This is a genomic window from Halalkalibacter oceani, assembly GCF_040544555.1.
Lineage (GTDB): Bacteria > Bacillota > Bacilli > Bacillales > Bacillaceae_D > Halalkalibacter > Halalkalibacter oceani.
In genome coordinates this window covers 42,799-63,870 of sequence record NZ_JBEPKD010000010.1, presented here as the reverse complement: position 1 = coordinate 63,870, position 21,072 = coordinate 42,799, and the positions used below count along the sequence as shown (strand labels likewise).

The window sequence follows — 21,072 nt, the reverse complement described above, 5'->3', positions numbered from 1 at the left end:
GATGTGATAGAGAGTCTTTCTCCCTACTATCGTTCGCTATCAATAGGGAAGATCCTACCTTTTTTGTTCGTCAAATTTTGACATTAATCTCCGCAACTAGAGGGAGCAAGTTCCCACTTATACGTCCATTAGCAGCTGCTTCACGCTTCTCCTTGCCCCATATTGCAAAATATCGGCAAGCTCTTGCTGCAGCGCTTCCTTCAGGCCGTCGATTGTCAGCAAATTCATGCCCCAAAGCTCCCTCCGCGAAAGCAGCACTTCCGCTAGTTCGGCCGGGTCCTCTCCATAGCGGGCCCAGGTCTCATGAAAGCAATCAATGACGTGATCATGATCACGAATCACGTGCTCCTCCCCCTGCTGTCGGCTTCCGATTAAAAAGTCCCCCTCGCGCCGTACGGGGCGGTAATAAATAATCAAAGCAGCGAGGGAAAACACGAGAACCCGCGGTAATGCGCCCTCGTGCTTGACGTATGCAATCAGGGACGGAATCACCCGCACCTGGAATTTATAGACCGCATTCATGCCGATATCAGTCAGCATATGCCTCGTGTACGGGTTATGAAACCTCTCAAGCACGGAGGCGGCGAAGCTTTGCTTTTCCTGCTCCTCCACTTCGACGTACGGCAGAATTTCTTCTTTCATTCCTTTCTCGACATACTTGAGCAGCGTTTGATCCCGCATCGCTTCAAACACAGTATCTCTCCCGGCTAAATAGCTTGCAGCAAACATCATCGTATGGGCGCCATTTAATAAGCGGACCTTTAAATCACGGTAAATCGTACTATCTCCCCATTTCACATTCAATCCGGCCTTTGTAAACGGAAGCAGTCCGGCGGCAGCGCTATCGGCTTCGACCGCAAACAAATGATAGGGCTCCCCCACGGTTAAGAGGACATCCTGATAGCCTAGCCGCTCAAAAAAAGCGTCACTGTTTTCTTTCGGAAACCCGGTCACAATACGGTCAACTAAGGAGTTGCAGAACTGATTGGCGCGAGCGACCCACTGCACAAAATCCTCCGGAAACCCCCATTCCCTGGCGATGCGGATCACGAGCTCTTTTAACACGGTTCCGTTGTCTTCCACAAGCTCACACGGAATGATTAGCAAACCGGCGTCATCTTTACCTTTGAAGACGTTGTACCGATGATACAAAAAAGCCGTTACTTTGCCCGGGAAAGAAAGCGGGGACCCCTCTTGGTGATACTCCTCCTGCATATAGATCAGCCCGGCCTCCGTCGTGTTGGAAAACATAACTTCGATCGCCGGATTTTCAGCGACCTCCAGCACTTCCTGCCAGTCTGTATAGGGATTAATTCCACGTGCAATCGAAGAGATAATTTCACTTTTGTCCACGGGCTGCCCGCCTTCGACTCCCCGCATGACAAACGTATAGAGGCCATCCTGCTCCTTCAATTTCGGTACGACTTTCCCATGAGGAGTCGGCTGAATCGCTACGACTCTGCCATTGAACAGCTGCTGCTTATTCATCTGATGAATCATCCAGTCGACAAAGCCTCTCAAAAAGTTCCCCTCTCCAAACTGAACGACCTTTTCCGGCAGATGCTCCGCTCGAAAGCATTCCACTTTGCTCTCATCAATCAAACCTTTGGATAGTTGCTTCATCGTCTTCCTCCTTCCCCTCTGCTACTACTCCACTTCCACCATCACTTTAATTACATTCGTCTTTGGATCAGTGACCGCTGCAAACTGCCGTGCCACTTCATCAAGCTTTATTCTTTTTGTCAGCAAAGCCTCACAGTCAACCAGACCTTTTTCAATACAGGAAATGACATACTCAAAATCAGCTCTCGTCGCATTGCGGCTGCCGCTCACCGTCATTTCCCGTTTGTGCATTTCCGGGTGCTGAAAGCTGACATTCTCTTTGGTCAGCCCGACGAAGACGAGCTTTCCGCCATGACTAACATAGCGGATCGCTTCGTTCATCGAATGCTGATTTCCAGTCGCATCAATCACCGTCCACGCTCCGTCCCCATTCGTCAGCCGCTGAAGCTCTGAAAGCGCATCCTCCCCCCCCTGAATCACATGATCAACCCCGGTCCACTGCTGACAAAAACGCAGTCTTTCCCGGTTAATGTCCATGGCGATCACCTTCGCCCCGGCCAGCACGGCAAATTTCATCACCGCTAATCCGATAGGCCCGGCGCCGATCACCAGCACTTGCTCGTGCTCCTTCACCTCTGCTCTTCTGACCGCATGAGCGCCGATACTTAATGGCTCAATTAACGCCGCCGCATCAAGGGAGATATCGTTCACTTTGACCAAATGAGAGAACGGGACAGAAAGAAATTCCTTCATTCCCCCGTCAGTATGGACGCCAAGCACCCGCAGGCTGACGCAGCAATTAGGCTTCCCGTTCCGGCATGCCACACAGTTTCCGCATTCCATATACGGCACAATCGTCACACGGTCTCCGAGTTGAAACTCACTTTCCCCGTTCATCTCTACAATCTCGCCGCTTAATTCATGGCCGAGCACTCTTGGATACGTAAAATAAGGCTGATTGCCATAGAAGGCATGAATATCCGTTCCGCATATGCCAATCCTCTTAATATGAAGCAGGGCCTCCCCTTCCTTCGGTACAGGCTTTTCTTCCTCGCGTTCATGAAATATATTCGGCTGCTGGCAGTAAACCACTTTCATCTTCTCATCCCCTCTTCATCTATTAGCTATTTCCTTCATCTTATCAGCAACAGATGATAAAAAAATTGCCTATTATTGCGTATTCATACCTTATTTTGATATGGTTAGTAAGAAGAGAAAACAGGGAGGACCAGGGAATGAAACCGATTCAAAAAAGCTTTGCAGCAAGCAGTCTCTTTCCTTTCGAAATCGTTTACAAAGATTCCAAGAGTCTGCAGCGGGAACTGCCTTTTCATTATCACGAATGGTATGAGCTAATTTATGTCTATGATGGGGAAGGAACCTTTTTAGTCGATCAATCGATTCAGTTGATGCAAGCCGGCGATCTGTTCGTCATTCCAAGTAACATTATTCACCGGGCTCTCCCAAGTAAGGACAATCCGGTGACCTCAACGGCTGTCTTTTTTCATCCTGTTTTTGTCCAGGATCGTTTTCTCGGAGACTCGTTTCACTTTCTCCAACTGTTTGAAACATGTTTACAGCAAAAAAGCTATACATATCAATTGGATGAAACACAGCAGCAAGCCGTTATCAATGAGCTGGACTCCATTCAGACAGAAATAACGGAAAAAAAAGCCGGCTACAAGCACGCCACCCTCATTCACCTGCAAAAGCTACTACTGTTCATCAACAGAGAATGGCCCCGGTCCAATCCTTCCAGCACAGCACCCCTACCTCACACGGCGCCCGGCTGGATGAATGACATTCTTTCATTTATTGAAACCCAGGACCTCAGTAACCTTTCTCTTTCGACGCTTGCCAAGTACGGCAATGTCAGCACCGCTCATTTAAGCAGAGTTTTTAAAAAGACAACCGGGCTGAAAATGTCAGAATACATCATGACGAAAAAAATTCTCAAGGCAAAGAAAATGCTGTTAGGCTCCAATTTGACGGTTGAAGCCATCGCCCGAGAATGCGGCTTTGAAAGCCTGCCTTATTTCCATCGAACCTTTAAAAAGTACAGTGGACTGACACCTTCCCGTTTTCGCAAACAGCACTGGTAAAAGGGCAATGTATCGTCTCCTTTCCTCCGCCAATTGGGTACATGCACAGGCGAGACGCTTGACGCATAGTATGCCGAAGATAAGCTTCATCGTACTTGATAGAAAAGGCAGGAGGATAATCAATGGCTTCCTATATGGATTACACATCACCTTCAACTGAGTTCGCGTTTGATGTCAACCAAAGTAACCTGATGCATAAGGACAGTCAAAATTACATTAACATTTTAAGCACCAATCAATTAAATACGTTGGAAAATGTCTCGTTGCTTGATATTTTTCTCAGCACGAATAATGTGATTGAGCCACATTATCATCAAAATGCGGCTGAATTAGTCTATTGCATTTCCGGCGCCGCCACGGTTTCCCTGCTTAACCCGTTTACAAAGGAGTTTCTCCATTATCCGATTACGCCCAGACAGGTAGCAAATGTTCCTCAAGCCTGGTGGCATTATGAAGTCGCTACGGCGGATAACACCCACCTTTTAGCGATCTTCGACGCGCCAATCCCTGAAGTCATTCTTGGCTCTGATCTTTTGAAGCTCACCCCTGCCAACATCATGGCTCACACCTACTGCATGGACGAAAATGAATGGACGCAAACGACGGCTCCTGTTCAGCCTTCCACCTTTATCGGACCTACAACAGACTGTACGAGAGACGCCGATCGCACTGCTCCGGCTCACAACCAGACCCAGGGCTATATGCCGGCACAGTACCAGCCTTATCCATACACATCCTATCCATATTATCCGAAGTGGTAGAAGAAGCACGTGATAAGAAAACGCGTAGCATCCTTTCTTAGAAGCGACGTGCGAAGCCGACGCCCTGAATCATCCCGAAAATGTTTATACTTTCTTATCTTTTAAAAAAAGTCAGCCATGAGCAAAAAGGCTCTACGACTGACTTTTTTTCGCTACTCTTTCCTCACCCTCGAAAGAGTCAACCCATCTCCAATCGGGATCAGCACCGACTCCAATTGAGGATGTTCAGCTACAAAATGATTAAATTTCTTCATACATTCCGTATAACGTTTCGGTGTAACGGTGTCGTCGATTACACTGCCTGCCGCAAGAACATTATCAGAAACAATTAATGCGCCCGGTTCAGCTAATCTAATGCAGGCTTCTACGTAATTCTCGTAATTCTCTTTATCAGCATCAATGAAGAAAAAATCAAAGCGTTTCTCTTCCTCAGCCAACGTTTCGAGACTTTGCAAAGCCGGTCCGGTAAGATAAGAAACCTGCCCGCCATAGCCCGCTTTTGTCACATTTTCATGGGCCAGTTCTGCATAGCTTTCTTTTAATTCGAGCGAGGTTAATGTTCCTTCTTTCCCGAAGCCTCTGGCAAGACAAATTCCGCTGTATCCTCCAAGGGCACCGATTTCCAGCACATGCTTCGCTCCCGTGATCGACACGAGCAGCGTCAGCAATTTTCCGGTAGAAGGAGAGACGGAAATCGCAGGCATGCCGTTTTCCTGAATGGAAGAAATCACTTCCTCCAATAGTCGATCCTGACTGTAGAAAACCGAGTCAATATAACTGTTTACTTGCTTCATTTTCGTCAATTCCTTTCCTCTCATCTGTCATGCATTCTCCCTTTTATTTTACTACAACGACGAAAGAAGTTATGCCAAAACTAGCTTTGACCGATTGGCGAGTAAGCCATTGCATATCATGTAGGTGCTTTATGGCTCCACTTGTGATGGGGATAAATGAACGCTAATGCAATCGCACCAATTGTACTCGGCAGTAAAATAAAAGCAAAAAAACGAAGTGTAAACAATCCACTAACATCAAAATGACCATGAGAAGGATTTAATATTTGAGTCGCGGTCATGATCGCCACATGAAAGCCAATTGATGTCCAAACGTTTCCTGACACAGCTCTGAAATACCCTAAAATAAACGCGAAACCAGGAATAAATTGAATTTGCTCCACAGAATACATCGCTCCTATAAAGAAAGCAAATAATGTGAACAAAAGTGATTGCAAGATGACCGTGAGCCAATGGGGAAATGATACATGTAAGTAACGATAGATATACCCTCTAAAAATAAGCTCTTCAGGCAATGCCTCCATCAAAAATACAGTAATGAATAAAATCAGGATGCTCAGCAACAAGGCATTAAAGTCCGTATGGAATGTTATGTCAACCCAGCCAAGCATGAGACAAATAACTAAACCGACTAATGCAGGAATTGTCCAGAGAAGAAAGCCGACAAAAAATGAAAAGATGTTTGTTCGAAGTGATGCCTGACCAAGGTTTTTCCACGAAATGTTATCAATTCTACATACGATTCCTAAAAGAGCAATAGTGAAAAAAGTAGTAAGGAGAGCAATGAAGAAATGGTTTAAGCGACTGTATTCTTCTCCGGACGTCACGTCGCTAATGTAAATAACAAAATTCCAAACGGCAATGCCTAGCAACATTACAATTCCGATTCTGACTACTGTCGCTGTCATTTTCATTGATCTGCTTCCTTCCACATTAGCTTTTTCCAACATTTCAGATGACCTTGCCCGGGCCCTTTCCTATTTCCGCTCCATCAAATTGATGCCGATCCCCATACAGATTACGCCGATAAGCAGCAGAAACGATAACGGGGTGGCAATTTCGCCGACGCCATACTGGTAGAGCGACGCTCCTTTCAGACCTTCCATCGCATAGAAAATCGGCATCGCCTGTGCGAGAAGCAACATCACTTCATTCGTCACGATCTCAATCGGCCAAAAGGCACCGCCCAGCATCGCAATCGCTGTCGATGTGATCGGAATAACCGCCTGAAGCTGCTGGGATGTTCTGACGAGACCAATGAGCAGCATTCCTAAAGCCACAATCGCAAACACATAGCAGCCAATGACAATCAGCATGGTACCAAAGCGATTGCCAAGCTCAAAATCCAACAGATAGTAGAAAATGAAGAAAACCGCCACAATCTGCAGGAAGCCAATGATAAAGCAATAGAGAAGATGGCCGGTGTAGACCTGCCATTTACGGAGTGGCGAAACAATCAGCCGATTCCATGTCCCTTCCCGTTTTTCCTCAGCGACGTTCATTAAACTGAACATAATCGTATAGATCGAAAAAAACAACGTCATCCCAAATAAGACATGCAGCCGCTCCTCATCAAGAAAAACGCCATCCTCTCCAGCTAACGAGGTGCTGGAAACCGTAAGAACAGGTTCAGTCAAAAAACGCTCTACTTCGGAGCGGATATCTGCTCTTTCTGACGCCTCAAGCTGTCTTATGCGCAGTTCCTCGGTGAATACTTGATTGACGTAGCTGTCAACGACATAGTGGGTTTGTTCATCAGTAGCGACTAGCAGACGATAGTCGTCCTTCATAAGCCGAAGCGCCAAGCTTACCATCCCTGTGGCGACAGCATGCCTTGCCTCTTCTTCCTCAACCCACACAAAGCGCAAGGCGCCGGATTCATTTAATTTCTCCAACCAGCCGTCCCGTTCCTCCACTGTAAGGGTTTCATCACCGTATGTGTAAACTGTCAGTTCACTCTCTGAACGGAAGCCCGCCAGAAAAAACACAAACAATAATGTCAGGCCAAAGAAAAACAGGACTAGGACCGGCGCTCTTTTAAATCGCTGCCATTGCAGCAAAAAAACAGATTTCATGATGACATCGACCTCCCCGGGTAAATCATGACACTGGCGATTAACAACAGTAGCGCAAAACCGGCGATCCTGCTGAGCGGCACAAGCAGCTCACTCATCGCAAACCCCTGCATCAATTGAAGATAGGCGGTCAGAGCGGCGCCATTTGGCGTCCAGCCGCCGATGGCGGTGACAAACTCCGGCAATACAGCGGTCGGAAAGAAGCTCCCGCCAACAAAGGCGAACAGGCTCACCATTCCGCCGGCAAAAATATGGGAAACCGTGTCACTCTCAAAGCGAATCACGATCGTTGTCAGCAGAACGGCAATCGCGCCGATACAGATAGAGACGATAAAAGCAATCAATCCAAGACCAAGCCAGAATTCGGCCGTATGCTGGTATCCCCCAAAAGCCAAGGCGGAAAAGCCGAACAAAACCACCGTCTGAATATAGGAAATGACGACAGCTGAAATACATTTTCCCGCCAAGTATTTATAAACCGAGATTCCGGAAAGCAAAATCCGGTTCAACGCATGCTGCTTTTTTTCGACGAACGCTTTACTGGAAAGAGTGGCGCCCACATATAAAACGAACATGACCGCCATCCCGATCGTATAGTACTGAAACGAGGTGACCGGCTCCCGTTCCGTTACTGTCTCGATCCCTCCTGGACGTAACGCTTCTACGGAGAAATCTGTCCTTTCTCCGACCGCGAAAGCGAGCGCCGTCTCAAAATTAAGATGGTTAACAAAACGATCAATGATATCAGAAAAAATGCCCGCATATATAGAGCCGTATTCATGGACGGTTATTTCCAATTGACTCCCATCACCTTCATTCAGTAGCATTTTCTGCAAGGAATCAAAAGTGAAATTTTCCGGTATCGTCAAAACGGCGGCGATCTCTCCTTCCGTTAAGGCGCTCCCGGCTTCGTCCGGCTCCATCGCGATAAGCTCGACCGCTCCACCGAGATGATCGTCAAACAGCCCCGTCAGCAGCTGATACGGACTGACTTCCGCCGCCAGCTCCTTCCATTCAGCAGCGACATTTTCCGGATAATCCCTTTCATCCAGCATTGTATGAAATCTCTCTATTCCATGCTCGGCCTGATCATGCTGGACAATCGCCGCCTTTATCTCAAATTGTGCGACATCACCTTCCATCACGCCCTTTAACGCAAATCCTAATATCGTAATTAATAAAATCGGCATAAACAGCAAAATGAGCAGCTCTGTCCGATCACGAATCAAGGTGAGGAAGTCCTTTTTCAGCATATCTATCATTTTTTTTCCTCCTCTAGTCTCGCAGCTTCCGTCCCGTCAAATGCAAGAATACATCCTCCAATGTCGGAACCTGGACATTGACGCGCAAAATCTGAGCATCGTGCCGTTCAGCCGCCTGAAAGATTTCAGCGAGCATTTTGCTTCCTTTCGGGACAATCAGTTTAAGCCCTTTTTCCGTTTCAATCGTTTGAATGATAGCTTGATTGGCTTCCAGCTCGTTAAATAACCCGCCATTTGGCCGTTCTAAATCAATCAGAATCGCTTCCTCTCCTGATAAAATACTTTTCAGCTCTTCCTTTGTCCCCGCCGCGATTACCCGACCATGATCCATAATATATAAGCGGTCGCAGAGGCGCTCTACTTCCTCCATGTAATGACTGGTGTACAGCACCGCCAGCCCCTGTTTCTGATTCAGCTCCCTTACCATTTCAAGAATATGACTTCTTGATTGCGGGTCGATCCCGACGGTCGGTTCATCCATTATCAAAATTTCAGGATTATGGAGCATCGCCGCCGCCATATTTACGCGTCGTTGCATACCGCCCGAGTAAGTGCGGACGAGCTGCTTTTGCCGATCCGTCAAGCCGACCAGCTCCAGCACCTCCTGTATTTTTGCTTCAAGCTGCTTGCCCCGCAATCCGTAGATCCGGCCAAAAAATTTCAGGTTTTCATAAGCGGTCAGCTCTTGATACAAAGCGATTTCCTGCGGCACCATCCCCAACACGCGGCGAATCGTGTTCGGCTCCTGAATCACACTTTTTCCATAAAGCCGGACGTCGCCTGAATCAGGCCGCAGCAAAGATGAAATCATCGAAATCGTCGTCGACTTTCCTGCTCCATTTGGTCCGAGCAAGCCGATCGACTCCCCCTTTTCCATATAAATGTTAACCCCTTCCACCGCCGTGATTCCTTTAAAGCTTTTTGATAGCTCCTCCGTTTCCAGCATCAACCCTACCTCCTTCTTCCATCCTTACCTTGTGCCTTTATTGTAAGGCGCCGACGGTCCGCTGCCTACTATCCTCCGTCATTGCTTTATCGCTTTTTTCATGACTTAAGTCATTTTCTTAGAAACAGCGCCCTGCCTCGAATCCTCGAAAAACAAAAAGGAATTCCTTCAACCGCCGCCTCGGCGTGCAAGGAATCCCCTATATGGCTGCTACACAATTTTTCTGCGAATTGCGTAAATCGCCAGCTGTGTTCGGTCTCTTAGCTCCAGTTTATCTAAAATGACACTAATCTGGTTTTTGATCGTGCCGACAGATAAGCCTAGTTCATTTGCAATTTCCTTATTGCTTCTTCCCTCTCCAACTTTGCGAATAATCTCAAGCTCACGTGGCGTCAGAGACGGATCGGGGCTTTCCGCCTCGGCTCTTTCGTCAATCAGCTTTGGCATCACCTTCGCCGCCACCTGATCCTGCAGCATGATCCCGCCCGCTAAACAGCTGCGGATCGCACGAATGAATTCTTCAGGCTCCGCATTTTTGAGCATGTATCCTCTCGCCCCGGCCTTTAACGCCTCCAGTGCATATTGCTCATCATTAAATGTTGTCAGAATCAGCATCTTCTGCTCCGGCCAGCGCGAATGAATGATCCTCGCCGCTTCCAGTCCGTCCATGACCGGCATCCGGATATCGAGGATGACGAGATCGAATAGATGCTTTTCACAGAGAGCGACGGCGCTTTTTCCATCGCTTGCCTCGCCGGCGACCGTAAGCTCAGGATCGGTTTCGATCATCATTTTCAAGCCTTGGCGCACCATTCCCTGATCCTCCGCCAACAAAATCCGAATCATTCCCTATCCCTCCCTTTTTGCAGCAATGGCAACGTACCACGTACAATAAAACTCCCATTATAATGCCGTATGTCCAAATGGCCGCCCGCCTGCTCGACCCGCTCTCTCATCGAGGATAAACCAAACCCCTCTCTAAAGGAAAGCTGCTCATCATCTGTCACATTCGCCACTTCAAAACGAAAAACTGTTCCCGCGGGGGCTTCAAATAAGATAGTGGCTTCTTTCTTTTTCGCGTGCTTCATCACATTCGTCAGCGCTTCCTGAACAGCCCGGTAAACGACTGTTGCCTGCTCGTTGCTCAGCGGCGCCGTGAAAGCGCCGTGCTTCACCGACATATGAATGCGAAGATAGCTCTCGGCCTCCAGCCGGCGGATTAAGCTGATGATAGCCGATAATCCAGCCATATCATCCTCCTTCAATGTCTTCACCGCATTGCGTGTTTCCTCCAGGCTTTCTTTCGCCAATTGCTTCAGCTCATTCACTCTCTCCTTCGTCCCGTCGGCAGCCTCCAGCCGAAATACTTCCAATTGCATGAGCAGGGCCGTCAGCTTATGGCCGACAGAATCATGAATATCCCTGGCAATTTGCCCGCGCTCCTCCTGCCTCGCCAGCTTTTCGCCCGCCACAAGCTGCCGCTTCATTCTGCGGAACTCACTAAGCAAAGCCTCATTTCGCAGCGTAACGTCTGAGACTTTCAGAAACAAGCGGCGATACATCACAAATGCCGCTCCGAGCATCACGCTGTAAACGAGAAGAAACAGCGGATGAAAGACGGAGTAGCCGAAAAAGGCAGGAAGAATCGAACCGAGCAATAGCAGCCCGCCAATCAAAGCAGACTGAACAGCCTTCAAGCGATAGACAGCCTTTCCCGCGATCATCGTAAAAACAAGTAAAGGATAAGGGTTAACGGCGCCTTCTTGCTCCGGCCATAGAGCGGCGATAGCCATTACCGCGGCACAAGCTAATAAAGCGGTAAAGCGCCCTTCCTGCTTCCTAAAAAGCGGGGAAAGAAAAAACAAGGCAAAAAAGCCGGCAGCCCCTGCAATTCTTTCCGGCATCGCATGAACCGGTTCGGCATAGCCGTTTATTGCCAGAATCCACGCCACCATCAGCAGCATCAGCCACATCCAAAAAGCCGCCACACGCTCCCCCTCCTTCTTGCTTAAAACCAGCATTCAACTCAAGGCTAGTATAGCGGTAAGTATTTCCTTTTTACAAGTCGATTTTCATCCGATGGGAAAAGAAGGACACTATATTCATTAAAACACACTTGACAAATCAGATTAGTATGTTTTAGTATAAGATTACTCATCACGAATTTGCAAATTTCAAATTTTTCAACCAGCTGATCGGTCGACCGAAAGCACTTGTTCCTCACGGGAATGAGTGCTTTTTTCGTTGAAAATAAGGGTTGCTGATGAGGCTAACATGAAATAATCAAGGAGGTGTGACGTTTGACTATTCTTAAACCGCTCATCGCAAAGAATGGCTGGTTCCGGAATCAGATACTCCCATGGTGCCTGCCCGTTGGTTTTCTCGTATCCTGGCAATTGCTGACTCAGCTCGGCATCATTTCAACAAGGATTTTGCCGGCGCCGCTCAGTGTTCTGGAAGCCGCCGTTGACTTGACGAAGTCCGGCCTGTTACCCGACTATATTCAATCAAGCGCGAGCAGAGCCTTTTACGGATTTGCCATTGGTGGAGGGATTGGCTTTCTACTCGGACTGCTCAACGGAATCTGGAAGCTTGCGGAACAAGTACTGGATACGTCGATGCAAATGATCCGCAACATTCCGAACCTGGCACTTATTCCTCTTGTGATTGTCTGGTTTGGCATCGGAGAGGAATCGAAGGTCATTCTGATTGCTTCCAGCGTGTTTTTCCCGATTTATTTAAACACGTACCATGGGATTAAAAACGTCGATCCTCTGTTAAAAGAAATGGGGATCGTCTACCGGTTAAAAGGATTTTCACTTTTTTGGAAGGTGATTTTACCGGCCGCGCTCCCTTCGATTATCGTCGGCCTGCGCTTTTCACTCGGCGTGATGTGGCTCACCCTCATCGTCGCCGAAACAATCGCTTCCAATTCCGGCATTGGCTATATGGCGACCAACGCCCGTGAATTTATGCAGATGGATATCGTCGTGTTAAGCGTGATTATTTACGCCCTGTTCGGCAAGCTGTCGGACGTGATTGCCCGGGCTATGGAAAGAAGGCTGTTGCAATGGCATCCGAATTACAGCGTACAGGAGGGGAATTAACATGGAGGGACATTCAGCCGGAATCAGCATCAAAACGGTCAATCTTCATAAATCATTTCAAAGCACGAAAGTTATTAAAGGCATGAACCTGGCAATCACTCCGGGCGAATTCATCGCGATCGTCGGTAAAAGCGGCTGCGGAAAAAGCACATTGCTCCGCTTAATTGCCGGACTCGATCAGCCGACTTCCGGTGAGATTTTAGCCGGTACCGAGCCTTTAACCGGCATCCACAAAGATATGCGGATGATGTTTCAGGAAGGAAGACTTCTGCCCTGGCTAACGGTTTTGAACAATGTCGGACTTGGGCTAAAGGGAGATTGGAAAGAAGAGGCTCATCTTTTGCTTCAGAAAGTTGGACTCGCCGACAAAATGAACGAGTGGCCTGCTAAATTATCCGGCGGCCAGCGGCAAAGGGTCGCTCTCGCCCGGGCGCTGATGAGCCAGCCCCGCCTGCTTTTATTTGATGAACCTTTAGGGGCTCTTGACGCACTGACAAGAATCGAAATGCAGCAATTAATCGAGGGCATTTGGCAGGAGCAGAAGTTTACCTCCCTACTTGTCACTCATGATGTCGAAGAAGCTGTCGTCATGGCGGACCGTGTCATCGTAATCGAGGATGGAAGGATCGCCATGAATGCCCGGATTGACCTTCCGCGGCCAAGAGACAGGCGCAACAGTCATTTTTCCAATCTCGTCGGCGACATTTTAGATCGCGTTCTCGGCCATGCGCCGACCTCAAGCCAGTTGAGACAAAATGTTCAATAAGAAAACCGCGTAGCGGCTTTTCTTAGAAGCGGCGTGCGGATCCGTTACCATCTTTTAAGGCTGGCTGAAAACGGGGTTGTTTCAGACTGCCACGTAACGGGTGCAGCCGACGCCCTTCTTTTAAAAAAAGAAAAAGAAAAGGAGAGATATCATGCGGACGAACAAACGAAGCATTTTCTTTTTCATGGTAATCGTTACAGCGCTTTGGCTAACAGCCTGCGGAGCCGGAGAAACAGATTCAGTAAGCGAAGCGGCGCCCGGGCAACCGGAGGAAGGTACGGCTGGTGGAGATCCCGATGTTTTTAAAGTCGGCTTTCAAAAGGGCGATAATCTGACCATTTTAAAAGCAAGTGGTGAACTGGAAAAAGCATTGGAGCCACGGGGGATCAAGGTGGAATGGGTCGAATTCTCCGTCGGGTCGCCTTTATTAGAGGCTCTTAATGTCGGCGAGATCCACTTCGGCTATACGGGGACATCTCCGCCAGTATTTGCCCAATCCGGCGATGGTCCTGACGTTGCCTATGTTGGCTATGCCCCCTCTTCCCAGGAAGGGTATGGCATCATTACCCAGCATGATTCTCCTTTATCAAGTCTCGAGGAGTTAAAAGGGAAGAAGGTTGCCGCCGCCAGAGGCTCCGCCGGTCACTATTTCCTCATAAAAGCCCTGGAATCAGTCGGGCTGACACTTGATGATATTGAGGCGACTTATCTGGCGTACAGCGAAGGCCGCACCGCCTTCGAACGCAAGGATATTGATGCCTGGGTCGTGCCGGACCCGCGCTTTGCCGATGCAGAAATCACGATTCAGGCAAAGCCTCTGGCAACGCGGTCTGACGTCCCTGCTCAATATAACTTTTATTTAGCGTACCGGCCATTTGCCAATGAGCACTCGGATATTCTCCGCATTGCGATCGATGAGCTGGCCAAAGCGGAAGACCGCGCTCAGGCTGACCTTCAGGCGACCGCCGAGCTGCTGTTTCAGGATACAGGAGTCGCCGTCAACATCTGGGAACGCTCCTTATCACGCCAGGCATGGGGCTCCGCCTATCCGCTGACCGAAGAAGTGATTCAAGCACAGCAGGAAGTAGCAGACACCTTTTATCAAACAGGTGAAGTCCCGCGGGAAATCGACGTCACTGAAGCAATGATAAACATCGAGGAATAAAGGGGGAAAACAAAATGACAGCACATGAACGTTCTTTTCATTTAGGAGCATTTATATGGGGCGTCGGGCATCATGGCGCAGCCTGGCGTCACCCTGATACCGACTTGAAAGGGTTCACCGATTTCAATTTTTATAAGCAGATCGCCGAAAAAGCCGAGGCTGCAAAATTTGATATGATTTTCTTCGCAGACCGGCTGGCGATTTCAGACCGTTACGAAAACCGCTTTGACGCGACTTTGACCTTCATTCCGCCGGTCCGCTTAGAGCCGGTGTCACTACTGGGAGCTCTCGGCGCCGTCACGGAAAAGATCGGCCTCGCCGCAACAGCGTCAACCTCCTATAATGAGCCGTTCACCCTGGCGCGCAAATTCGCCTCGCTTGATCATCTGACAGAGGGGCGGATCGCCTGGAATATCGTCACCTCGACGAATGACGGAGAAGCGTTGAATCACAACCGCGAGCAGCACTTTGAACATAGCGAGCGCTATGCACGCGCGAAAGAGTTTCTCGAGGTCGTCACCTCGCTGTGGGACAGCTGGGAAGATGATGCGATTGTGCTTGATCAGGAAACGCCGCTTTTCGCCGACCCGAAAAAGGTGCATTACCTCGATCATGAGGGAGAATGGTTCCAAGTTCGCGGCCCCTTGAACATCCCACGTCCTCCCCAAGGTCACCCGATCAAAATTCAAGCAGGCTCGTCGCCGACTGGGAGAGATTTCGCCGCTGCTTCTGCCGATGTTATTTTTACCGCCCAGCCAACATTGGAAAAAGCGCAGGACTTTTATCAGGACATCCAACAGCGCTTAATCAAAGCAGGCAGACCACAGGGAAGTCTGAAAATCATGCCCGGCGTTATGCCGATTATCGGTTCCACGCCTCAGGAAGCGAAAGAAAAAGCCGACTACCTCGAGCAGCTCGTCGATCCGATAGCCGGCCTGGCTTTATTATCAGACAGCATGAATCATGATCTGTCGCAATACCCGCTTGACGGCCCATTGCCTCCGCTCACGGAAATACGCGGCAACCAAAGCCGCTTTAAGCTCGTCCAGGCACTGGCCGAGAAAGAACAGCTCACCTTGCGCGATCTTGGCAAACGCTTCGGCGGCACCCGCTCACACCGTTTATTGATCGGCACTCCAGAGGAAATCGCCGTCAATTTGCAAACCTGGTTTTTGAGCGAGGCCGCGGACGGCTTCAACATTATGCCACCGTATCTTCCGGGCGGCTTTACGGAATTTACTGATGAAGTCGTCCCGATTCTCCAGGATCTCGGTCTTTTCAGACAGGACTATCACGGCTCAACCCTTCGAGACCACCTTGGCCTAGCGAAGCCTGCCAACAAATTTTTGCAGCAGAAGACCGTCTGACCTCCCTTACGGCCGATGCTGATAGCGCTCCAGCTCAATACGACCATCAGCCGTAAACACTATGCCCTCGCTTTCGAGGGAGAGCTTTTGCACCTGAAACGCCTCGTCATCTTTCAACCCAATCTCTCCCTTGGCATTGATCACCCGATGCCAGGGGAGACGATGCTTTTTGCTCATGGAATGCAAAATCCGCACGACCTGCCTTGCCCCACGCGGGCTTCCCGCTAATGCGGCGACTTGCCCGTAAGTCATCACCTTTCCTTCTGGTATTTGTTTCATAATCTGAATGGCCCGTTCCGTAAATGGCTCCATCCGTAACGCCCTTTCATTCGCTCTTTTCCCGAGCTGTTTTTTCATCTTAGTCTATGTATAACATACAATAGTTTCAAAGCTGAGACCAGTTAGCAGATGGCTAGCATTGAACCGTTGCCGATATAACAAAGAGCCTTCAGGTACATACCGTGCCTATTCGTATTGGACTTGTAACAAGCCAATTATCCGAGGATCCACCCTCTCTAGGGATTAAATATAAATGACCACGGCTCAGTACCGTGGTCATTTCCTAGCTGCTTAACTATCCATTTTATGGGGTACAGTTCACATTTCACAACCCTTTTTTTCCAACGTTCTGTCCACCCATGTCCGATCCCATGTTCCATCATAAATTGATTGAATGATCATTTCTTCTTTTTCCTGAACTTCTTCAGCATTTTTCAGAACATGAGCAGCTTCCTCTTTTGGAATAACGATTACACCATCATCATCAGCTACAATCACATCTCCCGGTCTTACTGCTACACCTCCACAACTGATAAGTGTATTAATTTCTCCTGGTCCTTCTTTATAGGGCCCCCGAGGAGTACCACCTTTCGCAAATACTGGAAATCCCATTTTAGCAATTCCGTATAAATCTCTTACAGGACCATCTATAATATAGCCTACAATTCCTTTCACTTTAGCATAATGACACATGATCTCTCCGATTATGGCATGCCCCATATCTCCGCAGGCATCTACCACAATTACATCTCCCGGCTTTGCCAAATCCATCGCTTTATGCACCATTAAATTATCCGATGGGTGGGTCCTTACCGTGAAAGCATTTCCCACAATATGAACCCCTGGTTTATTCACACTTTTGATCGAATGATCCATCGAAAACATACGTCCCATAACATCTCCTATATTTGGAGTTGCAATACCTGAAAAACCTTCAATGACCTTTTTATTAACTCGATCAAAATCCTTCACAATTCTGAATCCTATATTTTTCATAATATAACCCCCTTATTCAACTTAATCATTTGTTACATGCTTAAGACTCTTTCGCTTCCACCAATTTATAAACATCGGAGCTAGTAAAGATAAGATAATCAACGCTACCAACACTAACGCAATCGGGCGGGTAAAGAAAAATCCAAGAAAATCTCCTTGAGACATTGTAATCGTTTGTCTTAATGTCCTTTCAGCCATTGGTCCTAATATGAATGCCAATATTAAAGGAGCTGGATGAAAGCCAGTTTTACGCATAAAATAGCCAATAATTCCAAATAGCAACATCACCCATACATCGAATATACTGTTTTTTATAGCAAAAGAACCTACTATACACAAAACAACGATAGAAGGAATGAGAATTTGATGAGACAGTCGGGATATTTTCACAAAATACTTTGCACCTAATAATCCGATGATGCCCATAAGAATATTGGCAACGATAAGACCGTAAATAACTGCATAGGTTATATCCGCATTTTCAGTAAACAGCTGATATCCAGGAGACAGCCCATGAATCATTAACCCACCTAAAAGCACAGCTGTAGTTGTGCTACCTGGAATCCCCAGTGTAAATAAAGGAATTAATGCTCCACCAGTTACAGCATTATTCGCAGCTTCAGAAGCAGCTACTCCTTGCGGATTACCCTTTCCAAATTCATCCGGATTTTTAGAAAAGCGCTTTGCCTCATTATATGAAACCCAAGAGGCGATATCTCCTCCTGCTCCAGGCAACGCCCCGACAAACGTTCCTATGCCAGTCGATCTAAAAATGTTGGGAACCATGTTTTTGAATTCCTTAAAACCAGGCATTACTCGACCTGTTAACCCTTTTATCGATGCGCTTCCTTCCTGACTTTTATTTTTTTCAGATAAAATTAATACTTGAGATAAAGAAAATAAACCTATCATCGCAGGAACCATCGAAATTCCTGACTCTAAATTAATAATTCCAAATGTAAACCTCGGAGTCGCTGATAAACCGTCTACCCCTATACATCCAATAATTAATCCAAAGACACCAGACATCAGCCCTTTAATCATTGATTGAGATGCTAAGCTCCCAATAATGGTTAGCCCAAAGACAGCGATTAAAAAGTATTCAGGTGCCGAAAAAGCTAAAGACACTCTGGATAGTGGAGGAGCTAGAAACAATAGGACAACGGCACTTATTGCCCCACCTATCATTGAAGATATCGTGGCAATTCCTATTGCTTTTGCGCCCTCGCCCTTTTTTGTCATTTGATAGCCATCAAGAGCAGTTGCTGCTGAAGCAGGTGTCCCAGGAGTATGAATTAAAATTGCGGAAACGGAGCCTCCATACACCCCAGCCGTATATATAGCAACTAGCATCGTCACCCCTGCTACCGCATCCATACCAAAAGTAACAGGGATTAAAAGAGCAACGGCCATGGTTGCACTCAGTCCTGGAAGTGCGCCGACCACGATTCCTCCTATCACACCGACCATAAGAACAATGATCATTTGAAAAGAAAGTAAATGTTCAATTACTTCCAACGCCTATCCCTCCTCTATCTATCATTAAAAAAGTAATCCTCTAGGCAATCTCACTCCCAATTGATATACAAACAAAAAATAGATAAACACATTCAGTCCTAAAACCATAACAGCATATGTTACTATCTTTTTTTCTTTTAAATACATCATTAAAACAATAAGAAATAGAGAAGTAGAAACAAAAAAACCAACAAAACTAATTAGGCCTATATAAATTAGAATGATAAAAAATACCGCTATAGGAGATTTTAATAACTCCAATGATACGGATTCTTCCTCACCTTTTTCTTCATCGCTGATTCCCTTTCCACTTTTAAGTCCTTTGAGAATAAGAATAAGAGCTAATCCCGCAAAAATAATACTAAGAACCCGTGGGAAAAACCCTACTTCTTCCATAAATTCATAACTTTTTATAAAGACAAATAAGGAGAAGATAATGATCCCTGCTCCAATATACACATCTTGATGGATCCCTTTTTTCATATTTTCCTCCTTTATCGGCCAAACACTAAACGATGAGTTCGGCCGATTCATTATCTTTCTAACACTAGGTGTTACCACCCCATCACGTCGCTTAACTCTCTAACCGTTTGTTCTGTTTCTTCAAGCGATTCTCTATATTGTTCAGAATTTTGGTAATCTACCCTTAGACCAGTCTGAGCCATTTCCTCTATATGTTCTTCGTTTGTGATTGCTTGTTCAAAAGCCGTCTCCAAAATTTCCAGTATGGCAGGATCAAGCCCAGCTGGCGCCAAAATACCACGATAAGACGAGTTTGTGATTGGATAACCTGCTTCTATTAATGTCGGTACATCTGGTAAAAACTCATCTCTTTCCTCAGCCATGACAGCGAGTACTTTCAACTCACCACTTTCATGTAATTGAACAATCTCACCAACATTGGCGAATAAAACATCGACATGTCCGCCCATAACATTCGCAATCATTTCTGGGGTCCCATCTGGCGAGTGAATCGGTTCAAACTGAGTTCCGAATTCATGATTTAGTTTTGCAGATGCTATATGATCATCGCTACCAATCCCTGCTGTAGTAGCTGTGACAGTATTCTCCTGTGCATATTCCATCAGTTCTTCAATCGTTGTAAAACGGTCCTCATTCGGGTTTACCGCAATGATATTTGAATCAGTTACATGATTGGCAACAGTTGTAAAGCTGTCCAAGTCATGATTTCTATCAAATTCTGGGTTCATATAACCTGAAGTTGCACCGGGTGCATTAAAATTAGAGAGCGTATAACCATCTGGCTCCGAATTAGCTAATTCATTCAAAGCAACCCAATTGCTAGCGCCTTCCATATTGACAACGGTTACATTTATCCCCAGTTCTTCTTCTACATAGGGCATTAACGTGCGAATCCCAATATCAGTTCCACCACCTGCTGGAGCTCCGACGATAAAGGTAATATCTTCATTAGGATAAGTAATTTCGTTTTCATTGTCTGATTGATTGGAAGAATTAGCTTCCTGTCCCTGTTCTCCTGAACATGCGACCACTAAAGAAAAAGCCAAAGGTAATACTAATAACCCGAAAAAAATTTTTTTCATTACACTCATCCCCTCTGTTTATAATCAACATTAGTTGTAAACGCTTTAATTATTGAAAATTTATTCAGCCTTTAAAATTACACCTCTTCTTCAGTAAGTCCTAGTGCCGCAAATGCTTTTTCAAACTGTTCATAGTTGGAAACACCCTTCTCATTAATATCTTTTAGTACCTTTTGTTCATATTCTTCTCGTTTATGAGTTCTTTCATAAACTTCAGCGGCTTGTTCCCTCGGCACAATGACGACAGAATCGTTATCTCCAAATACAAGATCCCCCGGGTGGACAGTGACATCACAGATATTGATAGGATGATTGATTTTACCTCCCGTAATTTTTGTACTGCTTCTAACACTCACTCCACAGGAAAAAACAGGAAACCCAATTTCTTTTATATGAATTGAATCTCTGACAGAGCCATCCATAACAAGCCCTGCACATCCCCTCTTCTGGGCAAAGGTACTCATGACCCCTCCAAACATCCCACCCGCTTCAAGGAACCCATCACACGTAATAACTAGCACATCACCAGGTTCTATTAATTGTAAAGCTTTGTGAATGATTAAATTATCTCCGGGTCGCGCTTGGATAGTAAATGCTGTACCACATAATCGAGTTTCAGGCCACAGAGGTCGTATAGAGTGATTTAGCGCCCCATTTACAGTCAAGCTTTCATTAATTGAGGCACTTTCCTCGATTGCCGCAAATTTTGCTACCAGTTCTTTGTCTACCTTAGGAAATGTTTTGATAATGTCATACATTATGATCCACCCTTTCAATTCCTTATTGATAAATTTTTTTTGAAAAAG

General features: G+C 46.7%; 21 protein-coding genes. 6 read left to right on the top strand and 15 right to left on the bottom strand.

Annotated elements, in window-relative coordinates:
* Window positions 1-117: 117 nt before the first annotated feature.
* Together ABMB67_RS12680 and ABMB67_RS12675 are read right to left on the bottom strand one after the other, a co-directional pair.
* Window positions 118-1,623 (bottom strand): tagaturonate reductase, encoded by a 1,506-nt coding sequence (locus tag ABMB67_RS12680; RefSeq protein WP_354572294.1) that lies wholly within the window; start codon window positions 1,621-1,623, stop codon window positions 118-120.
* Window positions 1,624-1,647: 24 nt separating this feature from the next.
* On the bottom strand, window positions 1,648-2,661 hold the full coding sequence (locus ABMB67_RS12675) for a zinc-binding alcohol dehydrogenase family protein (RefSeq protein ID WP_354572293.1): 1,014 nt from the start codon (window positions 2,659-2,661) through the stop codon (window positions 1,648-1,650).
* Window positions 2,662-2,798: 137 nt separating this feature from the next.
* On the opposite strand from ABMB67_RS12675, the gene ABMB67_RS12670 reads away from it, so the two are divergent.
* Both ABMB67_RS12670 and ABMB67_RS12665 read left to right on the top strand, forming a co-directional pair.
* A complete protein-coding gene (locus tag ABMB67_RS12670) occupies window positions 2,799-3,665 on the top strand; it encodes an AraC family transcriptional regulator (RefSeq protein WP_251224551.1) in 867 nt (288 codons plus the stop codon).
* Between the two features lie 122 nt (window positions 3,666-3,787).
* Complete coding sequence (locus ABMB67_RS12665; protein WP_354572292.1) at window positions 3,788-4,426, top strand: cupin domain-containing protein; 639 nt, start codon at window positions 3,788-3,790, stop codon at window positions 4,424-4,426.
* Window positions 4,427-4,578: 152 nt separating this feature from the next.
* Here the strand turns inward: ABMB67_RS12665 and ABMB67_RS12660 are convergent, their stop codons facing one another.
* The 7 genes from ABMB67_RS12660 to ABMB67_RS12630 all read right to left on the bottom strand — a co-directional run bounded on the left by ABMB67_RS12660 (window position 4,579) and on the right by ABMB67_RS12630 (window position 11,491).
* The gene (locus tag ABMB67_RS12660) at window positions 4,579-5,220 is read right to left on the bottom strand and encodes an O-methyltransferase (RefSeq protein ID WP_354572331.1); all 642 of its coding nucleotides are present in this window, start codon (window positions 5,218-5,220) and stop codon (window positions 4,579-4,581) included.
* Window positions 5,221-5,336: 116 nt separating this feature from the next.
* Window positions 5,337-6,134, bottom strand: coding sequence for a CPBP family intramembrane glutamic endopeptidase (locus ABMB67_RS12655; protein ID WP_251224549.1), 798 nt, complete (start codon window positions 6,132-6,134; stop codon window positions 5,337-5,339).
* Window positions 6,135-6,197: 63 nt separating this feature from the next.
* Window positions 6,198-7,295: an ABC transporter permease gene (locus tag ABMB67_RS12650; protein ID WP_354572291.1), complete on the bottom strand. Its 1,098-nt coding sequence runs from the start codon at window positions 7,293-7,295 to the stop codon at window positions 6,198-6,200.
* Window positions 7,292-8,557 (bottom strand): ABC transporter permease, encoded by a 1,266-nt coding sequence (locus ABMB67_RS12645; protein ID WP_354572290.1) that lies wholly within the window; start codon window positions 8,555-8,557, stop codon window positions 7,292-7,294. Before ABMB67_RS12645 ends, ABMB67_RS12650 begins: the two co-directional genes overlap by 4 nt.
* Window positions 8,558-8,570: 13 nt before the next feature.
* Window positions 8,571-9,503, bottom strand: a complete 933-nt coding sequence (locus ABMB67_RS12640; RefSeq protein WP_354572289.1) for an ABC transporter ATP-binding protein — start codon at window positions 9,501-9,503, stop codon at window positions 8,571-8,573.
* Window positions 9,504-9,713: 210 nt separating this feature from the next.
* On the bottom strand, window positions 9,714-10,349 hold the full coding sequence (locus ABMB67_RS12635; protein WP_354572288.1) for a response regulator: 636 nt from the start codon (window positions 10,347-10,349) through the stop codon (window positions 9,714-9,716).
* Window positions 10,346-11,491, bottom strand: a complete 1,146-nt coding sequence (locus ABMB67_RS12630; RefSeq protein ID WP_354572287.1) for a sensor histidine kinase — start codon at window positions 11,489-11,491, stop codon at window positions 10,346-10,348. The genes ABMB67_RS12635 and ABMB67_RS12630 overlap by 4 nt, the downstream gene beginning before the upstream one ends.
* A gap of 312 nt (window positions 11,492-11,803) precedes the next feature.
* On the opposite strand from ABMB67_RS12630, the gene ABMB67_RS12625 reads away from it, so the two are divergent.
* From ABMB67_RS12625 to ABMB67_RS12610, 4 genes are all read left to right on the top strand, one after another.
* A complete protein-coding gene (locus ABMB67_RS12625; protein WP_251224543.1) occupies window positions 11,804-12,610 on the top strand; it encodes an ABC transporter permease subunit in 807 nt (268 codons plus the stop codon).
* A 1-nt stretch (window position 12,611) separates the two neighbouring features.
* A complete protein-coding gene (locus ABMB67_RS12620) occupies window positions 12,612-13,376 on the top strand; it encodes an ATP-binding cassette domain-containing protein (RefSeq protein WP_354572286.1) in 765 nt (254 codons plus the stop codon).
* A 151-nt stretch (window positions 13,377-13,527) separates the two neighbouring features.
* On the top strand, window positions 13,528-14,541 hold the full coding sequence (locus tag ABMB67_RS12615) for an aliphatic sulfonate ABC transporter substrate-binding protein (protein WP_354572285.1): 1,014 nt from the start codon (window positions 13,528-13,530) through the stop codon (window positions 14,539-14,541).
* Between the two features lie 14 nt (window positions 14,542-14,555).
* Window positions 14,556-15,908, top strand: a complete 1,353-nt coding sequence (locus tag ABMB67_RS12610) for an LLM class flavin-dependent oxidoreductase (RefSeq protein ID WP_251224540.1) — start codon at window positions 14,556-14,558, stop codon at window positions 15,906-15,908.
* Window positions 15,909-15,914: 6 nt separating this feature from the next.
* On the opposite strand, the gene ABMB67_RS12605 is transcribed toward ABMB67_RS12610, so the two are convergent.
* The 6 genes from ABMB67_RS12605 to ABMB67_RS12580 form a co-directional block, all read right to left on the bottom strand.
* The gene (locus tag ABMB67_RS12605; RefSeq protein WP_251224539.1) at window positions 15,915-16,220 is read right to left on the bottom strand and encodes an MGMT family protein; all 306 of its coding nucleotides are present in this window, start codon (window positions 16,218-16,220) and stop codon (window positions 15,915-15,917) included.
* A 285-nt stretch (window positions 16,221-16,505) separates the two neighbouring features.
* Window positions 16,506-17,183, bottom strand: a complete 678-nt coding sequence (locus ABMB67_RS12600) for an RraA family protein (protein WP_354572284.1) — start codon at window positions 17,181-17,183, stop codon at window positions 16,506-16,508.
* Between the two features lie 21 nt (window positions 17,184-17,204).
* Entirely contained in the window at window positions 17,205-18,701 is a 1,497-nt protein-coding gene (locus ABMB67_RS12595; protein WP_354572282.1) for a tripartite tricarboxylate transporter permease, read from the bottom strand.
* A 24-nt stretch (window positions 18,702-18,725) separates the two neighbouring features.
* Complete coding sequence (locus ABMB67_RS12590; protein WP_354572281.1) at window positions 18,726-19,184, bottom strand: tripartite tricarboxylate transporter TctB family protein; 459 nt, start codon at window positions 19,182-19,184, stop codon at window positions 18,726-18,728.
* A gap of 71 nt (window positions 19,185-19,255) precedes the next feature.
* Complete coding sequence (locus ABMB67_RS12585; RefSeq protein WP_354572280.1) at window positions 19,256-20,266, bottom strand: tripartite tricarboxylate transporter substrate binding protein; 1,011 nt, start codon at window positions 20,264-20,266, stop codon at window positions 19,256-19,258.
* A gap of 77 nt (window positions 20,267-20,343) precedes the next feature.
* Window positions 20,344-21,024, bottom strand: coding sequence for an RraA family protein (locus ABMB67_RS12580; protein ID WP_354572279.1), 681 nt, complete (start codon window positions 21,022-21,024; stop codon window positions 20,344-20,346).
* Between the last annotated feature and the right edge of the window lie 48 nt (window positions 21,025-21,072).